Annotated in this window: 24 protein-coding genes; 19 read left to right on the top strand and 5 right to left on the bottom strand. The window is 53.3% G+C overall.

Annotated features, from left to right (window positions below):
* Window positions 1-4: 4 nt before the first annotated feature.
* Window positions 5-550: a carboxypeptidase-like regulatory domain-containing protein gene (locus BLU70_RS00935; protein ID WP_040290684.1), complete on the bottom strand. Its 546-nt coding sequence runs from the start codon at window positions 548-550 to the stop codon at window positions 5-7.
* A 269-nt stretch (window positions 551-819) separates the two neighbouring features.
* On the opposite strand from BLU70_RS00935, the gene BLU70_RS00930 reads away from it, so the two are divergent.
* The 4 genes from BLU70_RS00930 (at window position 820) to BLU70_RS00920 (ending at window position 4722) form a co-directional block, all read left to right on the top strand.
* The gene (locus BLU70_RS00930) at window positions 820-2208 is read left to right on the top strand and encodes an amino acid permease (RefSeq protein WP_006448068.1); all 1389 of its coding nucleotides are present in this window, start codon (window positions 820-822) and stop codon (window positions 2206-2208) included.
* A gap of 377 nt (window positions 2209-2585) precedes the next feature.
* The gene (locus tag BLU70_RS14510; protein WP_176780811.1) at window positions 2586-2723 is read left to right on the top strand and encodes a hypothetical protein; all 138 of its coding nucleotides are present in this window, start codon (window positions 2586-2588) and stop codon (window positions 2721-2723) included.
* Window positions 2720-4246 (top strand): recombinase family protein, encoded by a 1527-nt coding sequence (locus BLU70_RS00925; protein ID WP_176780810.1) that lies wholly within the window; start codon window positions 2720-2722, stop codon window positions 4244-4246. The genes BLU70_RS14510 and BLU70_RS00925 overlap by 4 nt, the downstream gene beginning before the upstream one ends.
* A 44-nt stretch (window positions 4247-4290) precedes the next feature.
* Window positions 4291-4722, top strand: coding sequence for a glycosyl hydrolase family 18 protein (locus BLU70_RS00920; RefSeq protein ID WP_006448065.1), 432 nt, complete (start codon window positions 4291-4293; stop codon window positions 4720-4722).
* Between the two features lie 61 nt (window positions 4723-4783).
* Here the strand turns inward: BLU70_RS00920 and hmpA are convergent, their stop codons facing one another.
* The gene (hmpA, locus tag BLU70_RS00915) at window positions 4784-5998 is read right to left on the bottom strand and encodes an NO-inducible flavohemoprotein (protein ID WP_143027450.1); all 1215 of its coding nucleotides are present in this window, start codon (window positions 5996-5998) and stop codon (window positions 4784-4786) included.
* Window positions 5999-6116: 118 nt separating this feature from the next.
* On the opposite strand from hmpA, the gene BLU70_RS00910 reads away from it, so the two are divergent.
* Window positions 6117-6563: an Rrf2 family transcriptional regulator gene (locus BLU70_RS00910; protein ID WP_074691252.1), complete on the top strand. Its 447-nt coding sequence runs from the start codon at window positions 6117-6119 to the stop codon at window positions 6561-6563.
* 299 nt (window positions 6564-6862) lie between these two features.
* Here BLU70_RS00910 and BLU70_RS00905 read toward each other — a convergent pair whose 3' ends face one another.
* The 3 genes from BLU70_RS00905 to BLU70_RS00895 all read right to left on the bottom strand — a co-directional run bounded on the left by BLU70_RS00905 (window position 6863) and on the right by BLU70_RS00895 (window position 9844).
* The gene (locus BLU70_RS00905; protein ID WP_074691250.1) at window positions 6863-7678 is read right to left on the bottom strand and encodes an ABC transporter permease; all 816 of its coding nucleotides are present in this window, start codon (window positions 7676-7678) and stop codon (window positions 6863-6865) included.
* Window positions 7675-8643: an extracellular solute-binding protein gene (locus BLU70_RS00900; protein WP_276326106.1), complete on the bottom strand. Its 969-nt coding sequence runs from the start codon at window positions 8641-8643 to the stop codon at window positions 7675-7677. Before BLU70_RS00900 ends, BLU70_RS00905 begins: the two co-directional genes overlap by 4 nt.
* Before the next feature lie 109 nt (window positions 8644-8752).
* A complete protein-coding gene (locus BLU70_RS00895; protein WP_244885067.1) occupies window positions 8753-9844 on the bottom strand; it encodes a substrate-binding domain-containing protein in 1092 nt (363 codons plus the stop codon).
* A 214-nt stretch (window positions 9845-10058) separates the two neighbouring features.
* Between BLU70_RS00895 and BLU70_RS00890 the strand changes: the two genes are divergently transcribed.
* From BLU70_RS00890 to leuD, 14 genes are all read left to right on the top strand, one after another.
* Entirely contained in the window at window positions 10059-11084 is a 1026-nt protein-coding gene (locus BLU70_RS00890) for a LacI family DNA-binding transcriptional regulator (protein WP_074691246.1), read from the top strand.
* Window positions 11085-11104: 20 nt separating this feature from the next.
* On the top strand, window positions 11105-12484 hold the full coding sequence (locus tag BLU70_RS00885; protein WP_006448057.1) for an ABC transporter substrate-binding protein: 1380 nt from the start codon (window positions 11105-11107) through the stop codon (window positions 12482-12484).
* Between the two features lie 72 nt (window positions 12485-12556).
* Window positions 12557-13498, top strand: coding sequence for a carbohydrate ABC transporter permease (locus tag BLU70_RS00880; protein ID WP_006448056.1), 942 nt, complete (start codon window positions 12557-12559; stop codon window positions 13496-13498).
* The gene (locus tag BLU70_RS00875) at window positions 13495-14325 is read left to right on the top strand and encodes a carbohydrate ABC transporter permease (protein ID WP_006448055.1); all 831 of its coding nucleotides are present in this window, start codon (window positions 13495-13497) and stop codon (window positions 14323-14325) included. Before BLU70_RS00880 ends, BLU70_RS00875 begins: the two co-directional genes overlap by 4 nt.
* A gap of 44 nt (window positions 14326-14369) precedes the next feature.
* Entirely contained in the window at window positions 14370-15323 is a 954-nt protein-coding gene (locus tag BLU70_RS00870; protein ID WP_040290682.1) for a carbohydrate kinase family protein, read from the top strand.
* 131 nt (window positions 15324-15454) lie between these two features.
* A complete protein-coding gene (locus tag BLU70_RS00865) occupies window positions 15455-16744 on the top strand; it encodes a homoserine dehydrogenase (protein WP_006448052.1) in 1290 nt (429 codons plus the stop codon).
* Window positions 16745-17154: 410 nt separating this feature from the next.
* Window positions 17155-18027, top strand: coding sequence for a branched-chain-amino-acid transaminase (ilvE, locus tag BLU70_RS00860; RefSeq protein WP_074691244.1), 873 nt, complete (start codon window positions 17155-17157; stop codon window positions 18025-18027).
* Window positions 18028-18162: 135 nt separating this feature from the next.
* Window positions 18163-19830: a dihydroxy-acid dehydratase gene (gene ilvD / locus BLU70_RS00855; RefSeq protein ID WP_074691242.1), complete on the top strand. Its 1668-nt coding sequence runs from the start codon at window positions 18163-18165 to the stop codon at window positions 19828-19830.
* Between the two features lie 57 nt (window positions 19831-19887).
* Entirely contained in the window at window positions 19888-21630 is a 1743-nt protein-coding gene (gene ilvB, locus BLU70_RS00850; protein WP_420865887.1) for a biosynthetic-type acetolactate synthase large subunit, read from the top strand.
* Entirely contained in the window at window positions 21627-22157 is a 531-nt protein-coding gene (ilvN, locus tag BLU70_RS00845) for an acetolactate synthase small subunit (RefSeq protein ID WP_040290677.1), read from the top strand. Before ilvB ends, ilvN begins: the two co-directional genes overlap by 4 nt.
* 89 nt (window positions 22158-22246) lie before the next feature.
* A complete protein-coding gene (gene ilvC / locus BLU70_RS00840) occupies window positions 22247-23281 on the top strand; it encodes a ketol-acid reductoisomerase (protein ID WP_040290676.1) in 1035 nt (344 codons plus the stop codon).
* Window positions 23282-23397: 116 nt separating this feature from the next.
* On the top strand, window positions 23398-24477 hold the full coding sequence (leuB, locus tag BLU70_RS00835; protein WP_006448046.1) for a 3-isopropylmalate dehydrogenase: 1080 nt from the start codon (window positions 23398-23400) through the stop codon (window positions 24475-24477).
* 1 nt (window position 24478) lies between these two features.
* The gene (gene leuC / locus BLU70_RS00830; protein WP_074691240.1) at window positions 24479-25894 is read left to right on the top strand and encodes a 3-isopropylmalate dehydratase large subunit; all 1416 of its coding nucleotides are present in this window, start codon (window positions 24479-24481) and stop codon (window positions 25892-25894) included.
* On the top strand, window positions 25894-26499 hold the full coding sequence (leuD, locus tag BLU70_RS00825; protein ID WP_040290674.1) for a 3-isopropylmalate dehydratase small subunit: 606 nt from the start codon (window positions 25894-25896) through the stop codon (window positions 26497-26499). Before leuC ends, leuD begins: the two co-directional genes overlap by 1 nt.
* The last annotated feature ends 47 nt before the right edge of the window (window positions 26500-26546 follow it).

The raw sequence follows: 26546 nt of genomic DNA, 5'->3' as shown, positions 1-26546 counted from the left end.
CTCCTTACTGCTGTTGCTGAGGACTCCATGGCGCGTGCTCCGGATCGGCAGGAATCGGTGCCTGCCGCTTCAGTTTCAGTTCAGACGCATAGCGGTCAATGTAACGCTGCAGATCATGTGTACTAAAGTTGCCGAGGGACGCCGAAGGCGCGTTGCGCCGATTGGCCTGTATGGGCTGCAGAATGACGGGTTGAACTGTGTGTTCGGTGATGGGAATGATATACACGGCTTGTTCATTAAAACCGTCCGCAACGACGATGGCGTTGACGACGCCTTTGGCGTCAAACTTTTTGTTCCAATCGGCCTTGTACAGGGGTACCTGCGCGTCCCACGTGCCTTGGGCATTGGTCAGGCCTGTGGCGACGATGTTCCCGTCGTGATTGATGACGATCACGCGGGCGCCTGCAATGACCGTCGAGGTGGAGGACCCGACGCGAAACTCGATATCCCCTTTGTGGCTTGATCCGCTCACAGCTGCATTGGTACTGATTGGAGCCCACAAGGTACATAGTAGAGCCGACGTCGATAGATAGCCAGCAACCCTTTTCATGAAATTCCTCTCCTTTACAAACATCACTTATTCTGAGGGTCTCCAAGCTGCATTTGATTATGTCTTTGCACTTTATTTCACTATTTCTTTAGCGAAGGAAAGCATTTCTCATTGCGATTTATATGTACACGCTATACGATGATTTTCGGAACAAGAAAGGAGCTAACAAGGTGAGTCAGAGGCCAGCGAGTACACCCTTTTCAGAGCAACCTGTGCGCAAACATGCAGAGATCGGGTTGCACCGTGAACTTCGCTCCCGCCATCTATCGATGATTGCCCTGGGTGGGGCCATCGGCACAGGACTTTTTGTGGCGAGCGGATCGTCCATTTCCACGGCGGGGCCCGGCGGCGCGCTGTTGGCATATATCATTGTTGGCATCATGGTCTACTTCATCATGACCAGTCTCGGTGAGATGGCCACATTCATGCCAATTGCAGGATCGTTTGAACAGTATGCTACACGGTTTGTCGATCCGGCGTTTGGTTTTGCACTGGGTTGGAATTATTGGTACACATGGACCGTTACGTTGCCGGCCGAGTTGTCGGCGGGCGCCATCGTAATGAAGTATTGGTTTCCGCACACGCCTTCCGTGGTTTGGAGTGCCGTGTTCCTCGCCGTGTTGTTTCTGCTAAATGTCGTCTCTGTGCGAGGGTACGGGGAAGGCGAGTACTGGTTTGCAGGAATTAAGGTTTTGACGATTATCGTCTTTATTATCATTGGTCTAGCTATGATTTTTGGCATCTTGGGCGGGCATCCGGTTGGTTGGCACACGTTCATGACGGGCGGGACGCCCTTTCATGGTGGTTGGCTTGGGTTCCTTGGCACTGTGATGGTCGCTGGATTTGCCTTTCAGGGGACGGAACTGGTTGGTTTGGCGGCAGGGGAAAGCGAGCATCCGGAGCGGGCCGTGCCGCGAGCCATTCGTCAAGTATTCTGGCGCATTTTATTGTTTTATGTCTTAGCCATCTTCCTCATTGGCATGCTTATTCCGTATACGGATCCGAACTTGTTGAACGCGAGCGTCAACAACGTCGCGATCAGTCCGTTTACACTCGTCTTCCGGCGAGCTGGGTTTGCACTTGCCGCAGCTGTCATGAATGCCGTGATTTTGACGGCTGTGTTGTCGGCGGGGAATTCCTCGCTGTACGCGTCGAGTCGCATGCTTTGGGCACTTGCCTGTGAGGGGAAAGCCCCACGGGTGTTTGCGAGGGTCAACCGACGCGGCGTGCCGATGAACGCGCTCTATGTCAACACGGTCATTGGGTTCGTTGCATTTCTGTCGTCATTTGTCGGCAACGGTGCCGTTTATACGTGGATGATGAACGCGGCCAGTTTGACTGGTTTTCTTGCCTGGCTCGGAGTGGCCGTTAGCCACTACCGGTTCCGCAAGGCTTATCTCGCACAGGGACGTGACTTAAGCAAGCTTGCGTACCGGGCGAAATGGTATCCGTTTGGCCCATTGCTGGCGACCGTGTTGTGCGCCATTGTCATCGTTGGGCAAGATATCAGCGCCTTTACGGGTGGCAAAGTCGATTGGACCGGGGTCATCGCGACATACATCGGAATTCCGTTATTTTTGGCCTTGTGGTTCGGCTACAAATGGATCAAACGGACAAAGCTTATCCCGTTGCAAGACGTCGATTTCGATTTGGACTAAGTGCGAGGCGCATCATACAGCGAGAAAGGCCGTAGGAGATATGCTCCTGCGGCCTTTTTAACCAAAGAAGGAGAGAGGAGTAACCGTATCAAGCCTTCATCGACTGAATTTTTTCTTCCAGTCGCTCGGTTTGTTTCTTCACATAACGATTGAATGTAATCATGCCGGCCGTGATGAGGACGATGGCCGCAATTGTTCCGAACATCCTTCGCACCTGCCCATCACATCGTAAATAATCTTGTACACTTCCTCATTCTACCCAATCATCCTTGAAACAAACTTAAATGCACTCAGGTTTCGAAACTTTTTGCGATAGTCGTTGGCAGGCGGCAAACGGACGGGCGGTTATTGCATACGGTTAGGCGGGGGGATGCCGATTGCGAAAGCGAAAACTCGTCAAAATATCGAGCGTCCAGTTTGGCGCGGTCGATCCCGCGGTGATCGCGGATCGACTCGTGGAGTTGATGCGGTCAGTACGAAGTTCAGGGATGTCGAACAGGGAGAACCATCCATGATACTAAGATCCGACCATCGTACGACTCGCGTCTGCGCCATCTACGCCCGCGTTTCCGACGAATCGCAGGTACACGGCGATTCGCTCGAACATCAGATCGCATATGCACGTGAATATGCGCGTCGGCGGGCGACTGATGCAGACGAGATATGGTTGGCCCCAGACGAGCTTGTGTATGTCGACGAAGGCATTACGGGACTGAGTATGGTAAAGCGCCCAGCGGTGTTGCGGCTGCTGGACGATGCCAAGCGCGGCCGCTTTGATGTCTTACTGTGTAAGGGTATCTCTCGCTTTGCACGCGATACTGTGGACGCCTTAACCATGTTGCGTTTATTACTTGCCTGTGGGGTGCGGGTTCTATCCATTGAGGAAAATTTCGACAGCGATCGCGATCGCGCTGAGTTTGTGTTTACCATTCACAGTGCTCTCGCTCAGGCAGAATCGGAAAAGACATCCGTTCGCGTGCGTCTCGGCGCGATGCAAAAGGCTCGCAGTGGCAGATGGAACGGTCGGCCACCTGACGGCTATCGCCTGAACCGCGAGACGCAAAGGCTTGAAGTCGACCGTGAAGAAGCGCCTATTATCCGTCAGATCTTCGCGATGTATCGAGCTGGCTTAGGCTGCCGAGCAATCGCGGAACGACTCAATCGGCAAGGCATCGCGACGCCAAATGGAAAGCTGTGGAGTCAGCGCCGGATTGCCCGTATCTTGCAGAATCCGGTATATTGCGGCGAGATCGTGTATGGCCGCCGAACGAAGCGTATGCGCTTTCGACGCGGCCAGTTTGGCATTGTCGAACGCCGAAGCGACTGGGTGCGGGATGAAGCCGAGATCGTCCACGTGTTCGAAGCACATCCAGCTATTATCGATCGCGAGACGTTTGCGGCGGTCGCACATTGCTTGGAGGAGCGTCGTTCGCACCGCGGGCGCGTCGGCAGTGTGCACCTGCTCGTGGGTTTGGCGCGTTGTGTCTGCGGTGGACGGCTCGTGACAAAAGAGAATGGGCGCCATACGCTTTACTATCGCTGTGCTCGCCAGGCGGAGTATGGGCGGTCGGCCTGCAATGCTCCGTATGTGCGCGCGGATGATCTGGAACAGGCCGTTATCCAGCGGGTCAGGGAAGATGTGTTGACGTATTTGCCTTTAAAGGATCGGCTGATCGCGGATAGACCGCTTTATCGACAAGTGACAGAGGTTGAACGATCACGCATTGTCGCGCAATTTGAGAAGTTATTCGCTGCGTATGCAAGTGGTGCCCTCTCCCTTGAACAGTTTGATCATCTTAACGGCCCCCTGCGCGAGCGGTTGGCCTCATTAGAGGCTGTATCAGAAGGCAGCGACAACCATGAGCAGGAGGCATCGCTCGACGACTTCATTTTGTCGTGGCTGACTGTTCGACCGTACGACTCGGAATATACCTCTGTCCAGAGGCGCATTCTAGCCGCACTGGTACACGAGGTGAGACTGACGTCGTTTGACCCAGACATCTCCGTCTCGATTTGCTATACGTTTTCCGCGTTATAACAGAGACTCGTCGATACGACAGAGATCAGGGGATGTGTAGTTGGATGATGGCAAGCGGACCACCGATGGCCATCGCTCCGATCGATCAGGTAAGGGCGGTATTGGATTACGCGACCAGCGCGATCGAGCCGGGAAAGATTCTTATGGGTATGTCCCTTTACGGGTATGATTGGCCGCTGCCGTATGAGAAAGGGCGCACTCGGGCCAGTGGTGTGTCGAACAACGCTGCCCAGAATTTAGCCATCGCGGAGAAAGCACCAATCATCTGGGACGTAAAATCAGCGTCGCCGTATTTTGAATACATGGTTGCTGGCGTGCAGCATCGCGTGTGGTTCGACGACGCTCAGAGCGCCGCCATTAAGCTGGCGTTGGTGGACGAATATCAGTTGCGTGGCGTCTCGGTGTGGGTGCTTGGCAACGAATTTCCTCAGCTTTGGTATTTACTCAAAGATGGATACACGATTCGCAAAGTTTGATTAACAGTGAGAACGCCCCGACTGGTTCAGCCGGGGCGTTGCAGTGGTTATCGTTACGCAGTCAGTCGACCAATTGCGACGTAGGCCCGAAGAATTCGAAGCGAATGCGATCTTCTTCAATGCCCATTGCATGCAAGGTCTTATAGACGGCGCGCATGTATGGGGTCGGTCCGCAAAAGTAGAATGTCGCATCTGCTGGTGCCAACCGTTCGATCAAATCGCGATCGACAAATCCAGACTTGGCGAAGTGCGGATGCCGCTCGTCTTCCCCTTGTGGCCGTTCGTACACCACATGGTAAGAGAAGTTTGGTTGTTGAGCCAGTTCGCGTAACTGCCGATCGAATGCGTGCACGCTGCCTTCGATGGCGGAGTGGATATAGACGATGGGTCGGGTGTCACCGCGCTCTGCCAGGGTCTGTGCCATGCTGATGAGCGGTGTCATGCCTACGCCGCCGCTTAGCAGTACGATAGGCCTATTGTTTGTCGTATCCAATTTGAAATCGCCTGCAGGGGCACTCGCCTGTAGCTTGTCACCGGTTTGCACCGTATCATGCAAATAGGTCGACACGATACCATCCGGCAAGCCGTTTATTCCAGCTTCCCGCTTTACGCTGATCCGATAATACGGTTTGCCAGGCGCATCGGACAGGCTATAATGACGTCGTTGCAGGTATGGTTGCCCAGGCACTTGCACGAGGAAGGTCAAATATTGACCAGGGGTATAGCTGGCTATGGCTTTACCGTCGGCGGGTTCAAGGTAAAACGACGTAATGGCCTCGCTTTCTTTCACCTTGTCGCGCACGATGAATTCGCGGAATCCTCGCCATCCGCCTGGTTGTTCGGCAGCTTCGCGGTAGAGTTCTTGTTCCACCGAGATGAATACGTCGGCAATCGCACCGTACGCTTGTGCCCAGGCGTCCATAATTTCTGGCGTTGCCGCATCGCCCAAAACGTCCTTGATAGCTTTTAACAGGGTTTCGCCGACGATGGGATATTGATCAGGCGTGACACCAAGCGCTCTGTGTTTTTCCGCGATCCGTTGAACGACTGGAAGAATGACGGAAAGGTTGTCGATATGGGCTGCCGCGGCGTACACGGCATTAGCAAGTGCAGTCTGTTGCTTCCCCTGACGCTGGTTCGTTTGGTTAAACAAGTTAAGTAGCTCTGGATGTTCACTGAACAGAATATGATAGAATCGGCCAGTAATGGCCTCGCCATGTTTTTCTAAAACGGGCACGGTTGAAAGGATAATGGACTTCGTTTCTGTGCTCAGCATTCTGATTCCTCCCATGTCGTTCTCTCTGACGATGTCATTATAAGAGCTTGGGACATTAAAATATATATATAAAATGCATCTTTGTTTGACGGATGTATGACGAAAGGGGATCTAAAACGTGAACTTGACGTTGTTTACGGATTATTCGTTGCGAACACTCATGTATGCAGCCTCCCTTCCATCAGAAGAACTTGCGAACATCGATGAAATCGCGAAAGTGTACGGGATATCGCGAAATCATTTGACCAAGGCTGTGCACAGGCTTGGTCAACTTGGTTACATTCAGACCATTCGCGGCCGTAACGGAGGGTTTCGGCTCGCCAAACCTGCGACTGAAATTCGCATCGGAGATGTGGTCCGCCAAATGGAAGAAAACCTGCACGTTGTCGAGTGTTTTCAAGCTGAGGCCGGAATATGTATTTTGAATCCGACCTGCCGACTGAAACGCGTTTTACAGAAGGCGATGGAGGCATTTTTAAGCGTGTTGGACGAATATACTTTAGCTGATGTTGTTGGCGATCCGGTGCTGTTGCGGGTGCTTTTTGCTAAGAACAGAACCTCTTGAAACACCATCCACAACGGATTTCATTCGACAAATTGAGGCGTTATTCGCCAAGCCGTCAGGAGATTTTCACGACTTCGACAGCTTTCGTCAGATTCTGCACCCCCGCTGTGATATCGTAGGTCTACACCAATCTTTTGGGGGGTGCCTATCGTGCACAATGAGGATTGGTCACTGCGAGATGACATGATTTGGTGTGTGATTTGTCATCAACTGCGTGACAGCAAACACGCCGAATCTGAAATGCACACCTGCTTCCGGCTCATGCCATCAGGGATGTATCGGTTTGGCGTCTGCTCACTTCACCAAGGTGACGCAGATGAGGACGTCTCTCGCTGATGACTCTGCCGCATTCGCATGATCCATCGTCCGGTAACAAGGCCAACGACCATCATCAGGATGGCTCCACAGGCAATCGGAATCATGCCGGAGACGCCATTCGCGGTAAATTGCACCCAGATGTCGACCGGAAGGCTGTACGGATGGTATGCCATTAACATGGTAGCGCCAAACTCTCCCACTGCCCTGGTGAACGTCAATGCGGTTCCCGCTAAAATCGCCTTTCCTGCTAAAGGAACATACAATCCCCAGAATTGTGTCAATAAGTCTGCTCCATCCAATATCGCTGCTTCGCGAAGCTCACTCGGTACCGCACGAAATCCTGCCTCCGCAGTGACAATCAGGAATGGCCCGGTGATGTACCATTGCGCCAGCACGATTCCCCAAAGTGAATTTGTCAACATGACACCATGCATAGCCGCCCATTGACCAATCCAGGCATAAGGCCCAAACAAGTCGACTAATGCAACGCCGCCGACAATGGGTGGCAGGACGAGTGGCAGCAAAAGAAATGACTCAAGCAGCCACTTTCCAGGAAATCGCGCGATCGCGATCAAAAAGGCTGCAGGTAAACCGAAGCCCAAGGACAGAGCAGTTGCCGTCACTGCGCCGAGAAGCGACGTCGCGACGGCGGCAAGTAGCTCGGGATCCATCCAAGACTTCCACATAGAAGCTGGAGATGTGCCGACAAACAGGTGCGCCATGGGTAGCAACGTGTAAAGAATCGGTACGATTGCGAAGGCAATGAGCAAAGTGAGGCGCAGTCCGGTTAACTTCACGAAATCTTCCCCTGAATCGTCGACGAAAGGCTGTGCGGCACGGCCGCTTCATCTCCGCCGACTTCAATTTTGGTCGGCGTAAATCCATCGCGCATGAGCATTGAGTGGCCTTGGCCATCAACCATATAACGGACAAAGGCCACGGCTGTCGACGCGTGGGGAGCTCGTTTGGGAACCGTGATGGTAAATAGAATCGGTGCACCGACCACGGGCTTGCCGTGTGTCGGCTGCCACGACACCTGTGCGTATGTTTTGGCATCCGCCGGATCGCCCAAATTGATGGCATTTGGTAGTGTGATGTATGGGACGTGCCACTCAATGGCCTCGTGTTTATACGCGATCACAGCGTCCATTTGTCCGCTGGTCAGCTGCGCAATCAAATCTTCCTCTGGGTAAACTTGTTTTGGATTTTCGTCGCTTCCAAGCAATGTTTGTTCCAGATTCGGCTGGTGGTAAAGTTTTGCCGCTAGTCTCATCATTAAAATCGTATCGGCACCCTTCGGATCGAGGTTAGGGTCGGTGCGGCCTAGGCGTAAGCCTGGCGTTGCAAGCACCTTATACCACGGAATCTTTTTTTGCGCAGCCGCTTGCAGTTCGGATCGGAATCGGCTATGCGGCGCATAGGCGATGACCAATTGATCAGAAGCAAGTGTGAGATACCACCGGATCGCATTGCCGTTCGACGGTCCCATCAAATCGTTGGTGTCCACGCTTGGGGAGGCGCTGATAAATACGTCGGGATTGGCGAGTTTAGCTGTTATCATGTGAGCTAACTCCGCAGAGCCAGCGCCTTCACCTTGGAAATTGATATGTAGTGCTGCGTTGGCGGCCGGGCGAATCTCGTTTTCCATCACATGCGTCATGGATCCAGCATACAGCACTGACAAGGGTGTTTGGTGCGTGACGCTCGCGGACGCTGTTTTCGTGTTGGTTTCGTGAGAGGGCGTTGTGCACCCTGTTACCATGCTGGAAATGAGTAGAGCCCCGATAAGGGATGTGATCGATCTGTGGCATTTGATTTGAGTCATAGACAAATCATTCACTTCCTTTTAGAAGGTTGATATGCTTCATATATCAATTGACAAAAAGTTGACCTGTATGTTCCACGTCGTACGGCCCAGCAGCGCCCAAATCGGAGCGAAATCGGTCCGACTGTAACACCTCGCAAAGGCTTTGTACGGCAGGATGCCGTAGATATGAACGAGGGATGAAGAGCATCGTGATTTCGTTGCGGATGGGGATAAATGACACGTGATGTAGGGTGCATACACATTCGTGGGCGACACCCACGTCCGCTGCGCCCAGTGCGACGGCTTGCGCGACCTGCCAGTGATCGGCCACCTCGCAATCGTACCCCATCACTTGCTTGGGGTTTAGGTTTTGACGGGCTAGTTCTGTGTCGATAAGGAGCCGTGCACCAGCTCCTATCGGGCGATTGACGATGCGCATCTCTCCGTCGCCAAAATCTCTGCTCACAACCCAGCTCTTTGGGTTCCCGTGGGGGACGATCCAGCCCATACACGCCCGGGCAAGTTCTATTGCAACCACCGGTTCTTCGCACTGTTCCAATAGCCCTGGCAAGTCATCCAGCGTCCCATGTATAGCCGCAACATGTGTCACACCGGCAGCAAGTTCCGCCAAGGACTGGCGATTGGTGGCGTGAAAATGCACGGCTTGGCAGGTGGACGATTGCTTGTTCATCCAGCCACAGACCAGCGATAGCGCAGGATCGCATCCGGATACGAAGAGGGTAGCGAAGCTCTGCGCCGGATCGCCAAGCCATTCGACGCGCGCCTTCTGGATGGACGTTGGCACGGCCATGGCGCATGCTGGCGTGCCAAATGCCGCATGCTGCAGGGAACGGACAATGGGCTGGCCATTGACGTGCCCGACGACGGCGCGGATTCTGTCGGGCACACAAGCAGGGTCGAGGTCCGGAGCAAATAGACGCCATGTCAATTGTTCGGCCTCAGGTTGCTGAAATAGTGATTCAACAGTCGTACCTAACGCCCGTGCGAGCCCCAGTGCAACGTGCGTCAATGGACTCACGCGACCTTGTTCGATAAGCCCTAAAGCCTGTGGTGTAATGCCAACTTGTTGCGCCACTTCAGCACGAGACAATCCGGCGCTTTGTCGCAATTGTTGAACTCGATTGGGATATTTCATCTCCGACCGCCTCGTTCGAAAGTATATTTTCATCTTACCTGTACCATCCCAATCCGCGCAATTTCATTTTCTATATTGGTTTGTTACATAAACCATGATGGTCTATGCAAAATAGTAATGAAAGCGTTGACATCAAGGGGTTCCTTGGCTATGATTTGGCTGTCACATTTTTTGAAACCGTTTTATGAAACAATTGCAAAGGAGGTGAGCACGCTTGCGAGCGACCATTCGTGACGTTGCGAAGGCTGCGGGGGTTTCAACCGCAACGGTTTCGCGGGTCTTGAACAAACCAGACATGGTTGATCCCGAGACCATGGAGAGGGTTCGCGCAGCCATGGAGCGCATGGCTTATCAGCCAAGTGCCATCGCGCGGGGCTTGTCCGCGAAACGCAGTGATACACTCGGTCTCATTGTTCCCGGCATCACGGATTTCTTCTTTAACGAACTGTACAAGGGTATCGACCGAGCCAGTCAACAGAACGGGATGAGGGTTCTGCTGTACGATTCCGAGCATTCGCGTGAACGAGCGCTGGACGGCTTCTCCATCCTTGGCGGCTATCAGGTTTCTGGGATTATTTTTACCAGTAAACTGGTCACCGAGGATTATGATCCAATACTGCAGCGCGTTGGCATCCCGGTTGTGTTGACACTCACGCAGAGTGAGGCGCGAACACCCTTACCTTCGTTTCGGATCGACGAAGTGCGCGCAATGTTTGATGTTGTGGCCTTCCTAGTTACGCGCGGACACCAGAGAATTGGAATGATCGCTGGCAGGCAGTGGGACGATAAGACGGGCGAACTTCGCTTGGAAGGGTATCGCAAAGGGCTTCGCCATTTTGGAATCGAGTATAACGAGGAACTCGTGGAGTATGGTCAGTACCGATTTGACGACGGATACCAGGCGATGCAACGACTACTAGAAAAGCAGCCGAACTTCCATATGACGGCGCTCTGTACCGCCTCGGATGAAATGGCGCTAGGGGCCATTCGTTGCTTAAATGACAACGGGTTACACGTGCCCGAGGATATCTCTGTCGTCGGCTTTGATGACCTTCCTCTCGCTCGCATGATTACACCGAGGTTAACCACGGTGGCGCAACCGTTTGCCGAGATTGGTGAGGCTGCGGTCAGTTGGTTGGTAAGAGCCGTCGGAAGAGAACCGTCACCGTCCGAAATAGGGGACTATCTGCTACCGCACCGATTGGTGGAACGAGAATCCGTTCGTGCACTAGGATCATGATACAAGGGGGCAAAAGACAAATGAAAGCGCGTACAAGAAATTGGGCAGCCGTCGTATCCATTGCTTCGACGACTACGGCACTGTTGGCCGGATGCGGCCAAACACAATCCGGGAATACGGCCAACGGTTCTGCAGCCATTGCACCAAAACAAAACACCGTTTCAACAAACGTTGTAGCTCCGACACATCTGGTCAATTATAGCAACGCTTCCGGCTCCATTGTTTGGGCAGAGTCGTTTACGACAGGTCCTGTCGCTAAACAATTGGTTGCTGCATTTGAGAAAAAGTATCCAAAAATCAAGGTGACGATGCAGGTACAGCCGTCGAGTACGGACACCAACCGCGCTGATCTGACGGCGACCATCAGCGGTGGATCATCGACGCCAGACGTCTACATGGGTGACGTGATTTGGCCTGCACAATTCGCTCATGCACAACTCGCGGCCCCATTGAGTGATTACTTGCCTAAGTCGTTCTGGAATCGCTTCTCAAACGGTTTGGTCCAAGGGGCGACCTACAACGGCAAGGTCTATGCGGCACCGTTGTTCGCAGATACAGCGTTCTTGTACTACCGAAAGGATTTGCTCCAAAAGTACCACTTGCCCGTGCCAACGACTTGGGAACAGGTTAAGTCCGAGGCAGCAACGATTGTCAAGAAGGGTGGAGCAAAGTACGGTTTTGTTTGGCAAGGCGCGGATTACGAAGGCTTGACCTGCGACTTCGACGAGTACCTTGCTGATGCAGGTGGCAGCGTGTTGACTAACGGCAAGGCATCCTTAAATACGCCCGCTGCCAACAAAGCATTGAGTTTCATGCGGAGCTTGATCACCTCGGGTGTCACGCCGAAGACTGTCGATACCTTCCAAGAGCCACAGTCTGAGAACGTCTTCACGCAAGGACAGGCCGTCTTCTTGCGAAATTGGTCGTACGCATGGTCCGATTCGCAAAACCCGACAAGTTCGAAGGTTGTTGGCAAGGTTGGGGTGACGGCGCTGCCTACGTTCGCTGGGCACGGGAGCAGTGGGTATAGCACGGTCGGTGGATGGGATTTGTACCTTAATCCGCACACCAAAGATCTCGCTGCCGCGCTGCAATTTATCGACTGGATGACGAGTCCGCAAGCACAGGAAATCCTTGCGGCCAATTCGGAGATGCCGACCATCAAGGCAGTGGCGAACAGTCCTACTTTGAAGAAATACAGCCCCGTCTTCGCCCTGTTGCCGAAGGTGAAGTTTGTATCGCGTCCGTCGCAAACGCCGCAGTATCCGAGTGTTTCGAAGGCGATTTACGACAATGTAAACGAGGCTCTGGCTGGTAGTGTCAGCGTCAGCACGGCTCTGAAGAACGCGAATTCGCAAATTAACAGCGCGCAATCGGGGTCTGGTTCGGGTGGACTTTAATGTGGGTAAGGGGCTCCGAGTAACCCTTGGAGCCCATCCCGCTCTCACCATGAGTTAGGGAGGTTGACAAGGATGGCCATGGAAGCCGCGAGTACAGGTAAGAAGGAGCGGCGCAGCGGGATTTTACAGCGTACAGATGTTCGTGCCGGATGGGGGTTGCTGACGCCCGCTGGCATTGTCATACTGGCTGTTACCATTTTCCCAATCGTATATTCATTATTCATGAGTTTTAACAACATCCAGTTGACGACAAACGGCTTCCAGTTCACGTTTACGGGATTGCAGAATTACAAGGATGTATACTCCGCGCCACTATTCTGGCACAGCGTGGGTTTCACGATTTACTACTCGGTGATTACGGTTGCCGTGGAGCTGTTTTTCGGTTTGCTTATCGCGTTGGCGATTCAAAACGTCGAACGGCTGAAGAGCATCTCGATTATTGTCATGCTTATACCTTGGGCTTTAATTACGGTGATTTCGGCTCAGATGTGGGGCTACATCTATAACGGTGTCTATGGTGTATTAAACGCAATTCTACAGGGATTGCACATCATTCATACGCAGGTTAATTGGCTTGGACAACCGTTCACTGCCGTTGTTTCACTTATGATTGCTGATATTTGGAAAACAACGCCGTTTGTGGTTATCATCCTTTTAAGTGGCCTACAAATGATCCCGAAGGATTACTACGAAGCGGCTTTAATTGATGGAGCAAACGCTTGGCAGTCGTTTTGGAATGTCACATTTCCACAGTTGCGGGGCAGCATAGCACTCGCTGGTTTGTTCCGCATCCTGCAGGCATTTGGTATCTTCGACCTGCCGTTCGTCCTAACGCAAGGTGGTCCAGGTACGACAACGACATCGCTCGCGATGCTCGGTGAAGAAACCCTGTTTACCAATCTGCACTTTGGCCTAGGCGCTGCGGTAGCTATTAGTACAGTCATTCTCATTCTCGGCGCTTGCTTGATCTTCTTGTCTGCGTTCCGCGGCATGGTAGGGGAGGAAGCACAATGACCAAGCCATTGTCGAAGCGAATCCTTGGTTACGTGGTACTCATTGCATTTTTGATTGCAATTCTCCTGCCCTTTTATTGGATGTTTGTTTCATCATTCGAACCCAATACCGACATTAGTTCGTATCCGCCGGCATATTTTCCGAAGCACTGGACTTTTCAACACTATGCTGAGGCGTTTGGCCAGTTTCATTTTGGTCGGTATATCTTAAACAGCGTGATTGTCGCTGTCGTCTCGACGTTTATCGTATTGGCCTTTAGTTCGATGGCTGGATTTGCGATCGCGCGCTTACCCGTGAGCGGCAAGCGGCCAATGTTGATTTTTTTGCTGATTATCTCGGTCTTTCCGCCGTTGGTTGTCATTACACCTCTATACATGCTTCTGCGCGATGTCGGTTGGTTGGACAGCTATCAAGCGCTGATCATCCCGTACACAGCTTTTAATTTGCCGTTTGCAATCTGGATTTTGCGAAATTACTTTTTGCAAGTTCCAGGTGCGCTGTTTGAAGCGGCCAAGATCGACGGTTCGTCCGTGTTCACGGCCTTTTGGCGGATTTTCTTGCCGCTTACAACGCCAGGATTGTTCACAGCTGCAGTCTTTACGTTCGTCGCCTGTTGGACCGAGTTTTTCATGGCCCTCGTATTCAATCCATCGAATACAATGCGGACCATCCCAGTGGGCATCGCGCTGTTTAGTGGGCAGTACACGGTTCCCTATGGAACGATTTTCGCCGGATCGGTCGTTTCCATCGTCCCTATTGTGGTGCTCGTTATTATTTTCCGTAAATGGATTGTTTCTGGTTTGACGCAGGGCGCTGTGAAAGGCTAATGTCCGAATCAACTGTGAGCGGCGCAAGGAGGAACGATAAGCGATTGGACGTACTGGCATTGGGCGAATTGTTGATCGACTTTCGTGTATCGCTAGTGGCGGAGGGTGCGCCTCAAATGATTGGATCGGCTGGAGGGGCACCTGCCAATGTCTTGGCGACAGTTTGTCACTTGGGCGGTACCGGACAACTCATAGCTAAGGTGGGCAGGGATCCGTTCGGTGATTATTTGGAGAGGTCTGTGCAGGCGTTTGGCATCGATACCACGTCGCTTCTGCGCGATCCCGCCCGAACGACCCTTGCATTTGTGCAGCTCGCAGCGGACGGAGAACGGTCATTTTCCTTTGAGCGCAGTCCCGGTGCAGACACACAGCTACAGGCCAACGAGTTGGATCCCACCTGGTTTGAGCAGGCTCGCGTCTTTCATTTTGGTTCCCTATCTCTCACGGACAATCCCTCGTACGATGCGACTTTTGCCGCCATTGAACTGGCGAAGGCGGCTGGCTGTGTCATCTCGTTTGACCCAAATCTGCGGCCGCCGCTGTGGAGAGACTTAGAAGAAGCGCGATTGCGAATGCAAACGGCGATGGCAGCGGCAGACATCGTGAAAATCTCCGATGATGAAGTGCTTTTTCTCACGGGACAGGATAACTTGGATGCGGGCATGAATCAGCTTCGGTCGGTGCTTCCCGATGTTCGGTTTGCGGTAACATGCGGGCCGCAGGGGGCTATCGTCGATACGGACAAGGGTCGTGTCCGCATTCCTTCTTTACCTGTGGCCGCGGTAGACACAACAGCCGCTGGCGATGCATTTTTGGGAGCTCTTTTGTATCGCGTAACGCGCAATGCCAAGGATTTGTCGCAAGTGATACGGGACGACGAGCTGTTTGTCGATGCCGTGACGTTTGCGACTGTAGCCGGAGCGCTGACGACGACAAAGCAGGGAGCGATGGACGCTTTGCCAACCCTTCCCGAAATCTTGGTACACCTGCCTGCTTGACAGTGTTTGTGGACGGAGGGTATAAAGAAGCAAAATGTTTGGACGGTTTTGCGGCTGTTTGTATGTTGGTTTGGCGTCGTCAGTCGCAACCGGAGCGATTGTTGTGGCAGGAGTCGGGGAGGACATAGGAGATGCAAATTCAAATCGGGTTGTTGGGATGTGGGACGGTTGGTGCAGGCGTCGTTTCGCTTGTGCGGCGCCGTGCAGATAGAGTTGCCGATATGACGGGGCTGCGGCCGGTCGTGAAAACCATTCTCGTGCGCGACACGCAAAAAGATCGTGGCGTTTCCTTCATCGACGAACAGTTGACCACTTCGCCGGAGGATATTCTGGCCGATGATGATATTCAAATTGTCGTGGAGACCATTGGCGGGATCGAACCCGCAAAGACGTATATTCTGGAGGCCTTGTCGCGAGGGAAACACGTCGTGACGGCCAACAAGGATCTCATCGCCTTGCACGGACCTGAAATTCTGCAGACTGCGGCTGCAAATGGCGTTAGCGTGCTGTTTGAGGCTGCGGTCGGTGGCGCGATTCCGCTCGTCGGGCCGCTGAAGGAAAATCTGACGGCCAACGAAGTTACGGATTTAAAAGGGATTATCAACGGCACCACAAACTTCATTTTAACGCAAATGACGACGCGCCACATCGATTTCGCCGAAGCTCTGCAGATGGCGCAGGACTTGGGCTATGCTGAGGCAGATCCTTCAAGTGACGTCGACGGCCTCGATGCGGCACGTAAATTGGTGATCCTCGCTTCTATTGCTTTCCATACGGAAGTTCATCTCAGTGACGTGCGCGTGGAGGGCATTCGCCACATTACGGCAACTGATGTGCGTTATGCGGACGAAGCGGGTTATGTCATCAAGCTTTTAGCCGTCGGGCGCGATCGCGATGGGGAACTGACGTTAGCCGTCCGCCCGACGCTCATTCCGAAGAACCATCCTCTGGCGCATGTGTCGGATGCCTACAACGCTCTTTTTGTGCGTGGAGATGCGGCAGGCGATCTGATGTTCTTTGGGCGTGGTGCTGGCAGGATGCCGACCGCGAGTGCGGTTGTCGGCGATATTATTGCGCTTGTCCGCAACTTAAAGCTCGGCTTTGTGGCGAGTTCACCGAACGGTTCTGCGGGTGAGCGTAAGCCCGTGGTCGAGCGCGAGGATGATGTTTACAAATATTACTTCCGCTTAACAGCGGCGGATCAACCCGGCGTGTTTGCGCAAGTAGCTCACTTGTTTGGCGAATACCGTGCAAGCATGGAGACCGTGCTGCAGAAGCGAGTCGAAGGAGACCGCGCGGAAATCGTGATTGTTACACACGACATATCCTCGCGGTTGGCTCGGGAAATTGCTGTTCACCTGTCTCGGTCGCCGCAGTTGGCAGTCGAAGCTGTGATGCCGGTCGAGCCGGTGGCAGAGTGAAGATAAGTGGACAAAGGCGGGTAATGGGCCCGCCTTTGTTATGGGTTGAGCAGGCTTACGGCAAGTGAAAGAACGAAAATCGAGGAATGGATCCGCCTTTGATGTGGGTTCGGTTGCGAGTTATCTTCTTGCCCTGCGAATTTTTTAGCCAGTCCTGGAAAGGTTGATATGACGGCTTTTTGCGTCGCCTATTCTCTATTTGCAAGCGGTTTCATCACGTTCCTCGGGCTCTCCCCTAATTGACAGGGCTCCATACCCGTACTAAAATGACCAGCAAGTCGTCTGATTCTTGTCAAAACGAAGCATTTCAATGCATTAGCACAAGGTTAGCGGCGTTTTGACGGAATATTGTTTGAAAATTCAATTCAAAATAGAAACTCGCTGACAACGGCGAAAGAGGGGCGTTGTACTTGGGATCTCAAATTTTTCTGGACGGTGCTTTCGTAAGCCGGGACGACGCCAAGGTTTCCGTATTTGACCATGGCTTGCTTTACGGAGATGGAATCTTTGAAGGCATTCGTTCGTACGACGGAAATGTATTTCGATTACAACAACATATTCGCCGGCTGTATGATTCGGCGAAGTCCATTGCACTCGAGATCCCTTATACCCAGGAAGAGATGACAGATCTCGTTTGTGAAACGTTGCGTCGAAATGAATTGTCGTCCGCGTACATTCGCCTTGTCGTTACTCGTGGGAGCGGAGATTTGGGTTTAAGCCCCACCAATTGCCACGGAGCGCGCGTATTTATCATCGCTGAGCAACTTGCCATGTTTTCAGCAGCCTTGTATGAACAAGGCATTCATGCCGTTACTGCGGCTACTCGCCGGAACCGTAGTGATTCGCTCAACCCGAAAATCAAATCTCTTAACTACCTCAACAACATTCTCATCAAGATGGAGGCGTTAAACGCCGGCGCCAGTGAAGCGATTGTGTTAAATTCCGAAGGCTATGTGGTCGAAGGCTCAGGGGAGAACATTTTTGTTGTCCGCGACGGCGTGCTGACGACGCCTCCAGCTTATCTCGGGGCACTGGAAGGCATTACGCGACAGGCTGTTATCGAATTGGCCGGCGAACTTGGCTATGTTGTCAAACAGGAGCCGTTCACGCAGCACGATGTCTATGTTGCCGATGAAGTCTTCTTGACTGGCACCGCTGCCGAGATTGTGCCTGTGATCAGCGTCGACCGCAGGACCATCGGCAATGGGGCGCCGGGGTCCATCACGAAGCGAATTCACGAGGCATTTACCCAAATCGTGCGGACTGATGGCGTCCGCATCTAAACACAGGCTTTGTTTGGTTTGAGACAAAGAGGTATCGCACCGCTCCTCGTTGCGGCGGTGCGATATTTTCCAAATAAAATAGTTTGTATATAATGAAATTTCGCTAGATATAGAATTGCAGGGAGTGGCAAAATCATGCGAAGCGACATGATCAAAAAGGGCGTCGATAGGGCGCCTCACCGCAGTTTGCTGTATGCAACTGGAGTTCGTCCGACGGATCTACCCAAACCGTTTATTGGCGTCTGTAACTCCTATGTCGATATCGTCCCGGGTCACGTCCACCTGAAAGAATTCGCCGAAGTGGTCAAAGACGCAATTCGCCAGGCAGGCGGAATTCCATTTGAATTCAATACCATTGGTGTCGACGATGGGATTGCCATGGGACACATTGGTATGCGGTACTCCCTTGCAAGCCGCGAACTGATTGCCGACTCGGCAGAGACGATGATTAATGCACATTGGTTTGACGGTGTCTTTTATATTCCGAACTGCGACAAAATTACGCCTGGTATGCTGATGGCCGCCGTGCGCACGAACGTTCCAGCCGTCTTCGTCTCAGGCGGGCCGATGGAAGCTGGCAAGTCGCGAACAGGTCAAACATTGTCGTTAAGTTCCGTGTTTGAAGGAGTCGGGCGCTATCAAAGCGGCGCAATTTCCGAGAGCGAACTGCTGGATCTCGAGCAAAATGCGTGTCCGACCTGCGGATCGTGTTCTGGAATGTTCACCGCGAATTCGATGAACTGCATTATGGAGATGCTCGGCATAGCACTTCCCGGCAATGGGACGCTTGTTGCCACATCGAAAGAGCGGCATGAATTGATCTACGAAGCCGCAAAACATCTCATTCGCATGGTTCAGGAAGATATCCGTCCGCGCGACATCATCACCCGTGAAGCCATCGACGACGCGTTCGCGCTTGACATGGCGATGGGCGGATCCACGAATACAGTGCTTCACCTGATGGCGATTGCACACGAGGCTGGGATCGATTATTCCCTTGCCGACATCAATGAAATTGCCAAGCGCGTGCCATACCTTGCGAAAATTAGTCCAGCCTCGGAGTACAGTATGCAGGACGTGCATCGAGCTGGCGGTGTCTCGGCGATTATCCGCGAACTGTGTGAACACACCGATGCGGTGCATCGAGATCGTCTGACCATTTCCGGGAAGACGCTGTACGAATCGGTACAGAATGCACACATTATCGACGAGAAGGTCATTCACCCGGCGAGTGACCCGTACAGCAAAGAGGGCGGACTCTCCATTTTCTACGGAAATTTAGCACCGGACGGGGCGGTCCTGAAAGTAGGTGCGGTCGATCCAGACATCACTCGTTTTGTCGGCAAGGCTATTGTCTTCAATTCGCAAGATGAAGCCTTGGCTGGCATCAATGAGGGCCGCGTGCAACCCGGGCACGTGGTGGTCATTCGCTACGAAGGACCAAAAGGCGGACCTGGCATGCCTGAGATGCTCGCACCTACGTCGTCTATTGTCGGACGTGGATTGGGCCGCGACGTGGCGCTCATTACAGACGGGCGGTTTTCCGGCGCGACACGGGGGATTTGCGTCGGCCACATTTCGCCAGAGGCAGGGGTTGGAGGACCCATTGCTTTGGTCGAGGATGGCGACGAGATTGTCATCGATCTGGCCAACCGCTCCATTCAGCTCAATGTCTCGAATGAAGAGTTGGAGCGGCGCAGGGAGTCGTATCAGCCACCGGAGAAGGAAAGGCTGACAGGCTATCTTGCAAGATATGCTCATCTTGTCACTTCCGCCAACACCGGTGCAGTGTTGAAAGTCTAAAGAGGATGACAACTATTATTTTTCGATACAAAGAGAGGAGGCAAAACGATGCCAGGTATGTCAAAGCCTGCGGATGAAATGAAGCGTCCGACGGGAGAGGCGAATCACAGGACGGATGGCGCGATGTTGTTGAAGGGGGCTGACATGGTCGTAGAGGCCTTGCGACGAGAGCGCGTGGACGTCATTTTTGGCTACCCGGGTGGCGCCGTTCTGCCTCTTTACGACGCGTTGTACGAGTGTGGCATTCGCCACGTGCTAACGCGGCACGAGCAGGGTGCCATTCATGCAGCGGAAGGATACGCACGCGTAACTGGTCGGCCGGGCGTCGTGATCGCGACCTCAGGGCCTGGGGCAACCAATCTCGTCACAGGTCTGGCTGACGCGATGATGGACAGTATCCCCATCGTGGCGATCACGGGACAAGTGGCTAAGACGGTGATTGGTACAGATGCTTTTCAGGAGACATCCATCATCGGCATCAGCACACCCATTACTAAACACAACTATCAAATTCGGCATGCATCGGAAATCCCAAAAGTCTTCAAAGAGGCGTTTCACATTGCGAACTCAGGACGAAAAGGGCCGGTTTTAATCGATATTCCGAAGGATGTAGCTGGGGAGACTGCATTGTTCTCATACGACGATCCGCCGCAACTACCGGGTTATCAGCCGACGGTCGTCCCGCATCAGCTTCAAATTCGCAAGTTGATGTCTGGGTTGTCACGTGCCAAGAAGCCTGTGATCCTTGCCGGCGCAGGAATTTTGCACGCGGGCGCGAGTGCAGAACTTGTGGCTTTCGCCGAGCGGCACCGACTTCCTGTTGTCCATACTTTGCTGGGTTTGGGCGGATTCCCGGCCAGCCACCCACTCTTTCTTGGAATGGGCGGCATGCACGGCAGTGCGGCGGCCAACAAGGCGTTACATGAAACAGATTTTTTAATCAATTTGGGGGCTCGCTTTGACGACCGCTTGACAGGCAAGCTCGAGTTTTTTGCTCCCCACGCTACGGTCGCGCACGTGGATATCGATCCGGCGGAAATCGGCAAGAACGTCAGCACGCAGATTCCTGTCGTCGGAGATGTGCGAGAAGCGTTGCTCATGATGTTGGCTGCAGATGTGGAGTCGCCCCATGCGGATGCGTGGATGAACGAATTGCTCGCGACCAAGGAACAGTTTCCCTACTGGTATGTGCAGGAAGGCACCGGTATTAAACCCCAACGCCTGATTGCCGAAATTGCGCGGCTAACCGCAGGTAACGCGGTTGTGATCACAGATGTAGGCCAACACCAGATGTGGACAGCGCAGTTTTTCCCGTTTGAAGTACCGGATCGCTGGGTGACGTCTGGAGGCCTGGGCACGATGGGGTTTGGTTTACCCGCCGCGATTGGTGCGTATTTTGGCAAGCCAGAGCAACAAGTCGTCGCTATTCTGGGCGATGCGGGCTTCCAGATGACTCAGCAGGAATTGGCTGTCATCGGCGAAATGGAACTTCCAATTAAAGTTGTCATAGTCAACAATGGTGCACTTGGTATGGTACGCCAATGGCAGGAGTTGTTCCATGGCGAACGATACTCGGCGTCGCTGCTCGAATGGCAACCTGATTTTATCAAGTTGGCCGAGGCGTATCGCATCCCTGCCACGCGCGTGCAGGAAGACGATGCTTTAACTGATGTTCTAACAGCGTTTTTAGCGGCTCCTGGACCTGGGTTTCTCGAATGTGTCGTCGAGCCGCGAGAGAACGTGTTCCCGATGGTAGCACCTGGAACCGGGATTCATCAAATGGTGGGGGTGAAGCCATGACACCGGTGCTATCTGTACTCGTGCATAACAAACCGGGCGTATTGAATCGCATCACAGCCTTGTTCATGCGCAAAGGATTCAACATTCAGAGCCTCACGGTCTGCATCACGGAGAGTCCTGACGTCTCCCGCATGACCTTGGTGATGAGCGAGATGGACGAAGCGGCGCTTGAGCAGGTCATGAAGCAGTTGCATAAGCAGATTGATGTTTTGAAAGTAACCGATTTGACCGAGGCGCCGATGGTGTCGAGGGAGTTGGCGTTGATACAGGTTAATAGTCCGATTGCGCAAAGAGCTACCATCACGTCGCTTATCGATCCGTTTCGGGCGAGCATCGTCGACGTTGGCCGGGACACGGTAACCGTCCAAGTCACAGGCGACGCGGAGAAAATTGAGGCATTGATCAGTTTGTTGCGCCCGTATGGCATTCGCGAACTGGCGCGAACGGGATTGACGGCGTTGCCTCGGGAAGCTAGCGCTGTGAGCGAACTGAGACGGCTTAATGAAAGCCAGGTACTTCCCATTTAACAAAGCGGCCGACGGGCTGTGGGAGCCTGTCGGCACGCTGTTTCACCCACTGAAGGGCCATTCAAAAGCCAAAATGAGGAGTGTCGACCATGACAAAAGTGTATTATGACGCGGATATTTCCATTCAAGCATTGACCCATAAACGAATTGCCATCATTGGCTATGGTTCACAAGGGCATGCTCATGCGCAAAATTTGCGCGACAGTGGTTTTGACGTCATTGTTGGGCTGCGTCCAGGGGCGTCCTGGCAGCGTGCCGAGGCCGATGGGTTTACCGTTTTGCCAGTCGGCGAAGCGGTTGAAGAAGCCGATGTCCTCATGATTCTTTTGCCAGACGAACGGCAAGTCGCCGTTTACGAGTCGGAGATTCGTCCTTATTTGCACGCGGGGAAAGCTTTGGCGTTTGCACACGGTTTTAACATCCACTTTTCGCAGATCCAGCCTCCTGCAGATGTGGACGTGTTTATGGTCGCTCCGAAGGGACCGGGGCATCTGGTTCGCCGCGTATACGAGGCCGGAGGTGGCGTTCCGGCGTTGATTGCCGTGCATCAGAATGCGAGTGGTCAAGCACAAGAATTGGCACTGGCATATGCCCGTGGGATTGGTGCGGGTCGAGCAGGCGTACTTACGACAACGTTCCGAGAAGAGACGGAGACAGATCTTTTTGGCGAGCAGGCTGTATTGTGCGGCGGTCTTTCGGCATTGATCAAAGCTGGTTTCGAAACTTTGGTAGAAGCGGGATATCAACCTGAGATTGCGTATTTTGAATGTCTGCACGAAATGAAATTGATTGTCGACCTCATTTATGAGGGTGGCCTCGAATATATGCGTTACTCGATTTCCGACACCGCGCAATGGGGGGACTTCACCTCTGGACCGCGCGTGGTCACCGCGGAGACGAAGGCGGAAATGAAACGAATCCTGGCAGATATCCAAAGCGGAACCTTTGCCAAAGGGTGGATTCTGGAAAATCAGGCGAATCGCCCGATGTTTAATGCCATCAATCGTCGTGAGCAGGAGCATCCCATCGAAGTGGTTGGCCGTGAGTTGCGTGCGATGATGCCGTTTATTAAGTCGAAAAAGGCAGAAGACGCAACAGCTCCTGCTTCTGCGGCGCGAATTTGAGGATTCTCAGGGGGGCTGTTGGCGGGCTTCCCTGATTTCCACTTTGAAATTCGTAGAGCGAAATTCGAGTCTGACTCTTACGTCATCTCATCTTGGAAATAAGGACTGTGTTTAGTATGACGAAACGAATTGTCATTTTACCTGGCGACGGCATCGGCCGAGAAGTGACAGCCGAGGCGAGGCAATTGCTTGTCGATGTTGCCGCTGCGTTAGGGTTACAGTGGGAACTTGACGAAGGGCTCATCGGCGGCGGCGCTTACGAAGAAACCGGCACGCCCTTGCCCGAGGAGACGGTTGCGAAGTGTTTACGTGCAGATGCCGTATTACTTGGCGCCGTGGGTGGCCCGAAGTGGGATAGCTTGCCGGGCGACGTACGTCCTGAAGCAGGCTTGCTTGGCATTCGGAAACGGTTGAACGTGTTCGCAAATCTCCGGCCCATTCGCACATGGCCCGGTTTAATGCTGGCGTCTCCTTTGAAGTCCGAGTTGCTGGAAGGCGTGGATATGATCATCGTTCGCGAACTGACGGGAGGCCTTTATTTTGGACAGCCAAAGGCCCGTGTCGAAGGAGGCCAAGCGGTCGTCGATACGTTGTACTACACCCGCGGCGAGATCGAGCGCGTCGTACGCCAGGCGTTTAGCTTGGCCCAAGGTCGCAGAAGGAAGTTGACCTCCGTAGACAAGGCTAACGTCCTCGAGTCCAGCCGTATGTGGCGCGAGGTGGTCAACGAGTTGTCTGCCGAATATCCCGATGTGGCAGTCGAACATGTGCTTGTCGATAATGCCGCGATGCAACTGGTAACACGGCCGAACAGTTTTGACGTGATCGTCACGGAAAACATGTTTGGTGACATTCTCAGCGATGAGGCGGCGGTTCTCACAGGATCCATTGGCATGCTGCCATCCGCCAGCATCGGCGGCGAAGGCCCGGGCCTGTACGAACCTGTACACGGTTCGGCCCCAGATATTGCGGGGCAGGGTATCGCGAATCCATTGGCTACATTTTTGTCCGTCGCGATGATGCTTCGTCACTCCCTAGGATATCCGCAGGCGGCCGATGCTATCGAAGCTGCGGTCTTAGCTGTCATTGAGCAAGGGGTGCGCACGCGCGATCTCGCAGGGTCGAACCAAGCGTTTGTCGGGACTAAGGAAATGAGCGAATTGGTGCGCGCCGATGTTCGAAGGAGGTTGGCATAAGATGGGCAAAACGCTATTTGAAAAAGTATGGGACGCACACGTGGTCAAACAACTTCCTGACGGGCAGGCGCTTCTTTATATAGACCTGCATCTTGTGCATGAAGTGACATCGCCACAGGCGTTCGCAGGTTTGCGCTTTGCAAAGCGCTCTGTGCGCCAGCCGTCACAGACGTTTGCTACGATGGATCACAATGTGCCGACTGTCAATCCAACCGATGTGCGCGATGCCATTGCAAAAAAGCAGATTGAGACATTGATGGAGAACTGCCGTGAGTTTAACGTTTCGCTTGCCGGCCTCGACAGCCCCTTTCAGGGCATTGTACATGTCATCGGCCCGGAGCTGGGATTGACCTTGCCCGGTAAGACCATTGTCTGTGGGGATAGTCATACGTCGACGCATGGTGCGTTTGGCGCATTGGCCTTCGGCATTGGTACGAGCGAGGTGGAACATGTTCTTGCAACGCAATGTCTATGGCAAAATAAGCCGAAAACGATGCGGATTCGCCTGAACGGTTCGCTTCAACCGGGAATCACCGCAAAGGACGTCATTCTTGGGCTCATCGCTAAATATGGCGTCAATTTTGGGACTGGTTATGTCGTTGAGTACGCTGGAACGCTGATTTCTCAGTTGTCCATGGAGCAGCGGATGACCATTTGCAATATGTCGATTGAGTTTGGTGCACGTGCGGGCATGATGGCACCTGATGAAACGACCATTGCGTACGTCAAAGGCCGGCAGCATGCCCCATATGGCGAGGCTTGGGAAGCTGCGGTCAGTGAATGGAAGTCGCTGGTGTCGGACGCGGACGCCCAATTTGATGTAGATATCGAGTTCGACGTCGAATCGCTTGAGCCGCAAGTGACGTGGGGCACGAATCCTGGTATGGGCGGTAGTGTGAATGGCGTGGTTCCGGATCCAGCTGATGCGGCGACCGAGACAGAAGCGCGAGCGATTCGACAAGCTCTCGAATATATGGGGTTGGAGCCTGGTACGAAAATTTCCGAGATACCGATACAGCATGTTTTCATCGGTTCTTGTACGAACGCGCGGATCGAAGATTTGCGGCTCGCTGCTGCTATTGTCAAAGGACGCAAGGTTGCTGAAGGCGTGCACGCGATGGTCGTACCGGGGTCCAAGCAAGTCAAGCAGCAGGCGGAGGAAGAAGGACTGCATGAGGTTTTCCTAGCTGCAGGTTTTGAGTGGCGCGAACCGGGCTGCAGCATGTGCCTTGGCATGAATCCGGACATCATCCCGGCTGGCGAGCGTTCTGCATCCACGTCAAACCGTAACTTTGAAGGTCGACAAGGCCGAGGAGCGAGAACGCATTTGGTCAGTCCCGCCATGGCTGCCGCCGCTGCGATTGCTGGTCATTTCGTCGATGTGCGCACGTTTCAATCGGAAGGGGTTACGGCCTGATGGAGCCTTTGGTAAAGCACGAAGGTAAAGTGGTTTGTATGAATCGACTGAACGTCGATACAGATCAAATCATTCCTAAGCAGTTTTTAAAGCGGATCGAACGCGATGGTTTTGGCGAATTTTTGTTTTATGACTGGCGTTATCAAGCGGATGGAACGCCGAACGCGAACTTCGAGTTGAACACGGCTCGCGCGCAAGGAGCCACCATCCTGTTAGCTGATGAGAACTTTGGCTGTGGTTCATCACGTGAGCATGCCGTTTGGGCCCTCGCCGACTATGGATTTCGTGTCGTGATCGCACCGTCGTTTGCGGATATCTTTTTTAACAACTGCTTTAAAAACGGGGTTTTGCCGATTGTCATTCCCACTGACGTCCGCAAGGAATTGGCGGAGACGCATGCAAATGGACAGTGGGAACGGGCGACAGTTGATCTGGAAGCGCAGGTCATCGAAACGGACTGTGGGCACAGAATTGCGTTCGAAGTGGATGCACACAAGCGCTACATGTTGTTGAACGGTTTGGACGACATCGGGCTGACGCTGCAGTATGAGGCCGACATTCGTGCGTATGAAGCTAACCGCAAGGCGTATCAATTTGTGTACTGAGAAACCGGCGAGCATGGCCGACAGGGAATACCACCTTCGCGAGACGA

It is taken from the genome of Alicyclobacillus hesperidum (assembly GCF_900107035.1).
Classification (GTDB): domain Bacteria; phylum Bacillota; class Bacilli; order Alicyclobacillales; family Alicyclobacillaceae; genus Alicyclobacillus; species Alicyclobacillus hesperidum.
This window is presented reverse-complemented; position numbering and strand designations above follow the sequence as displayed.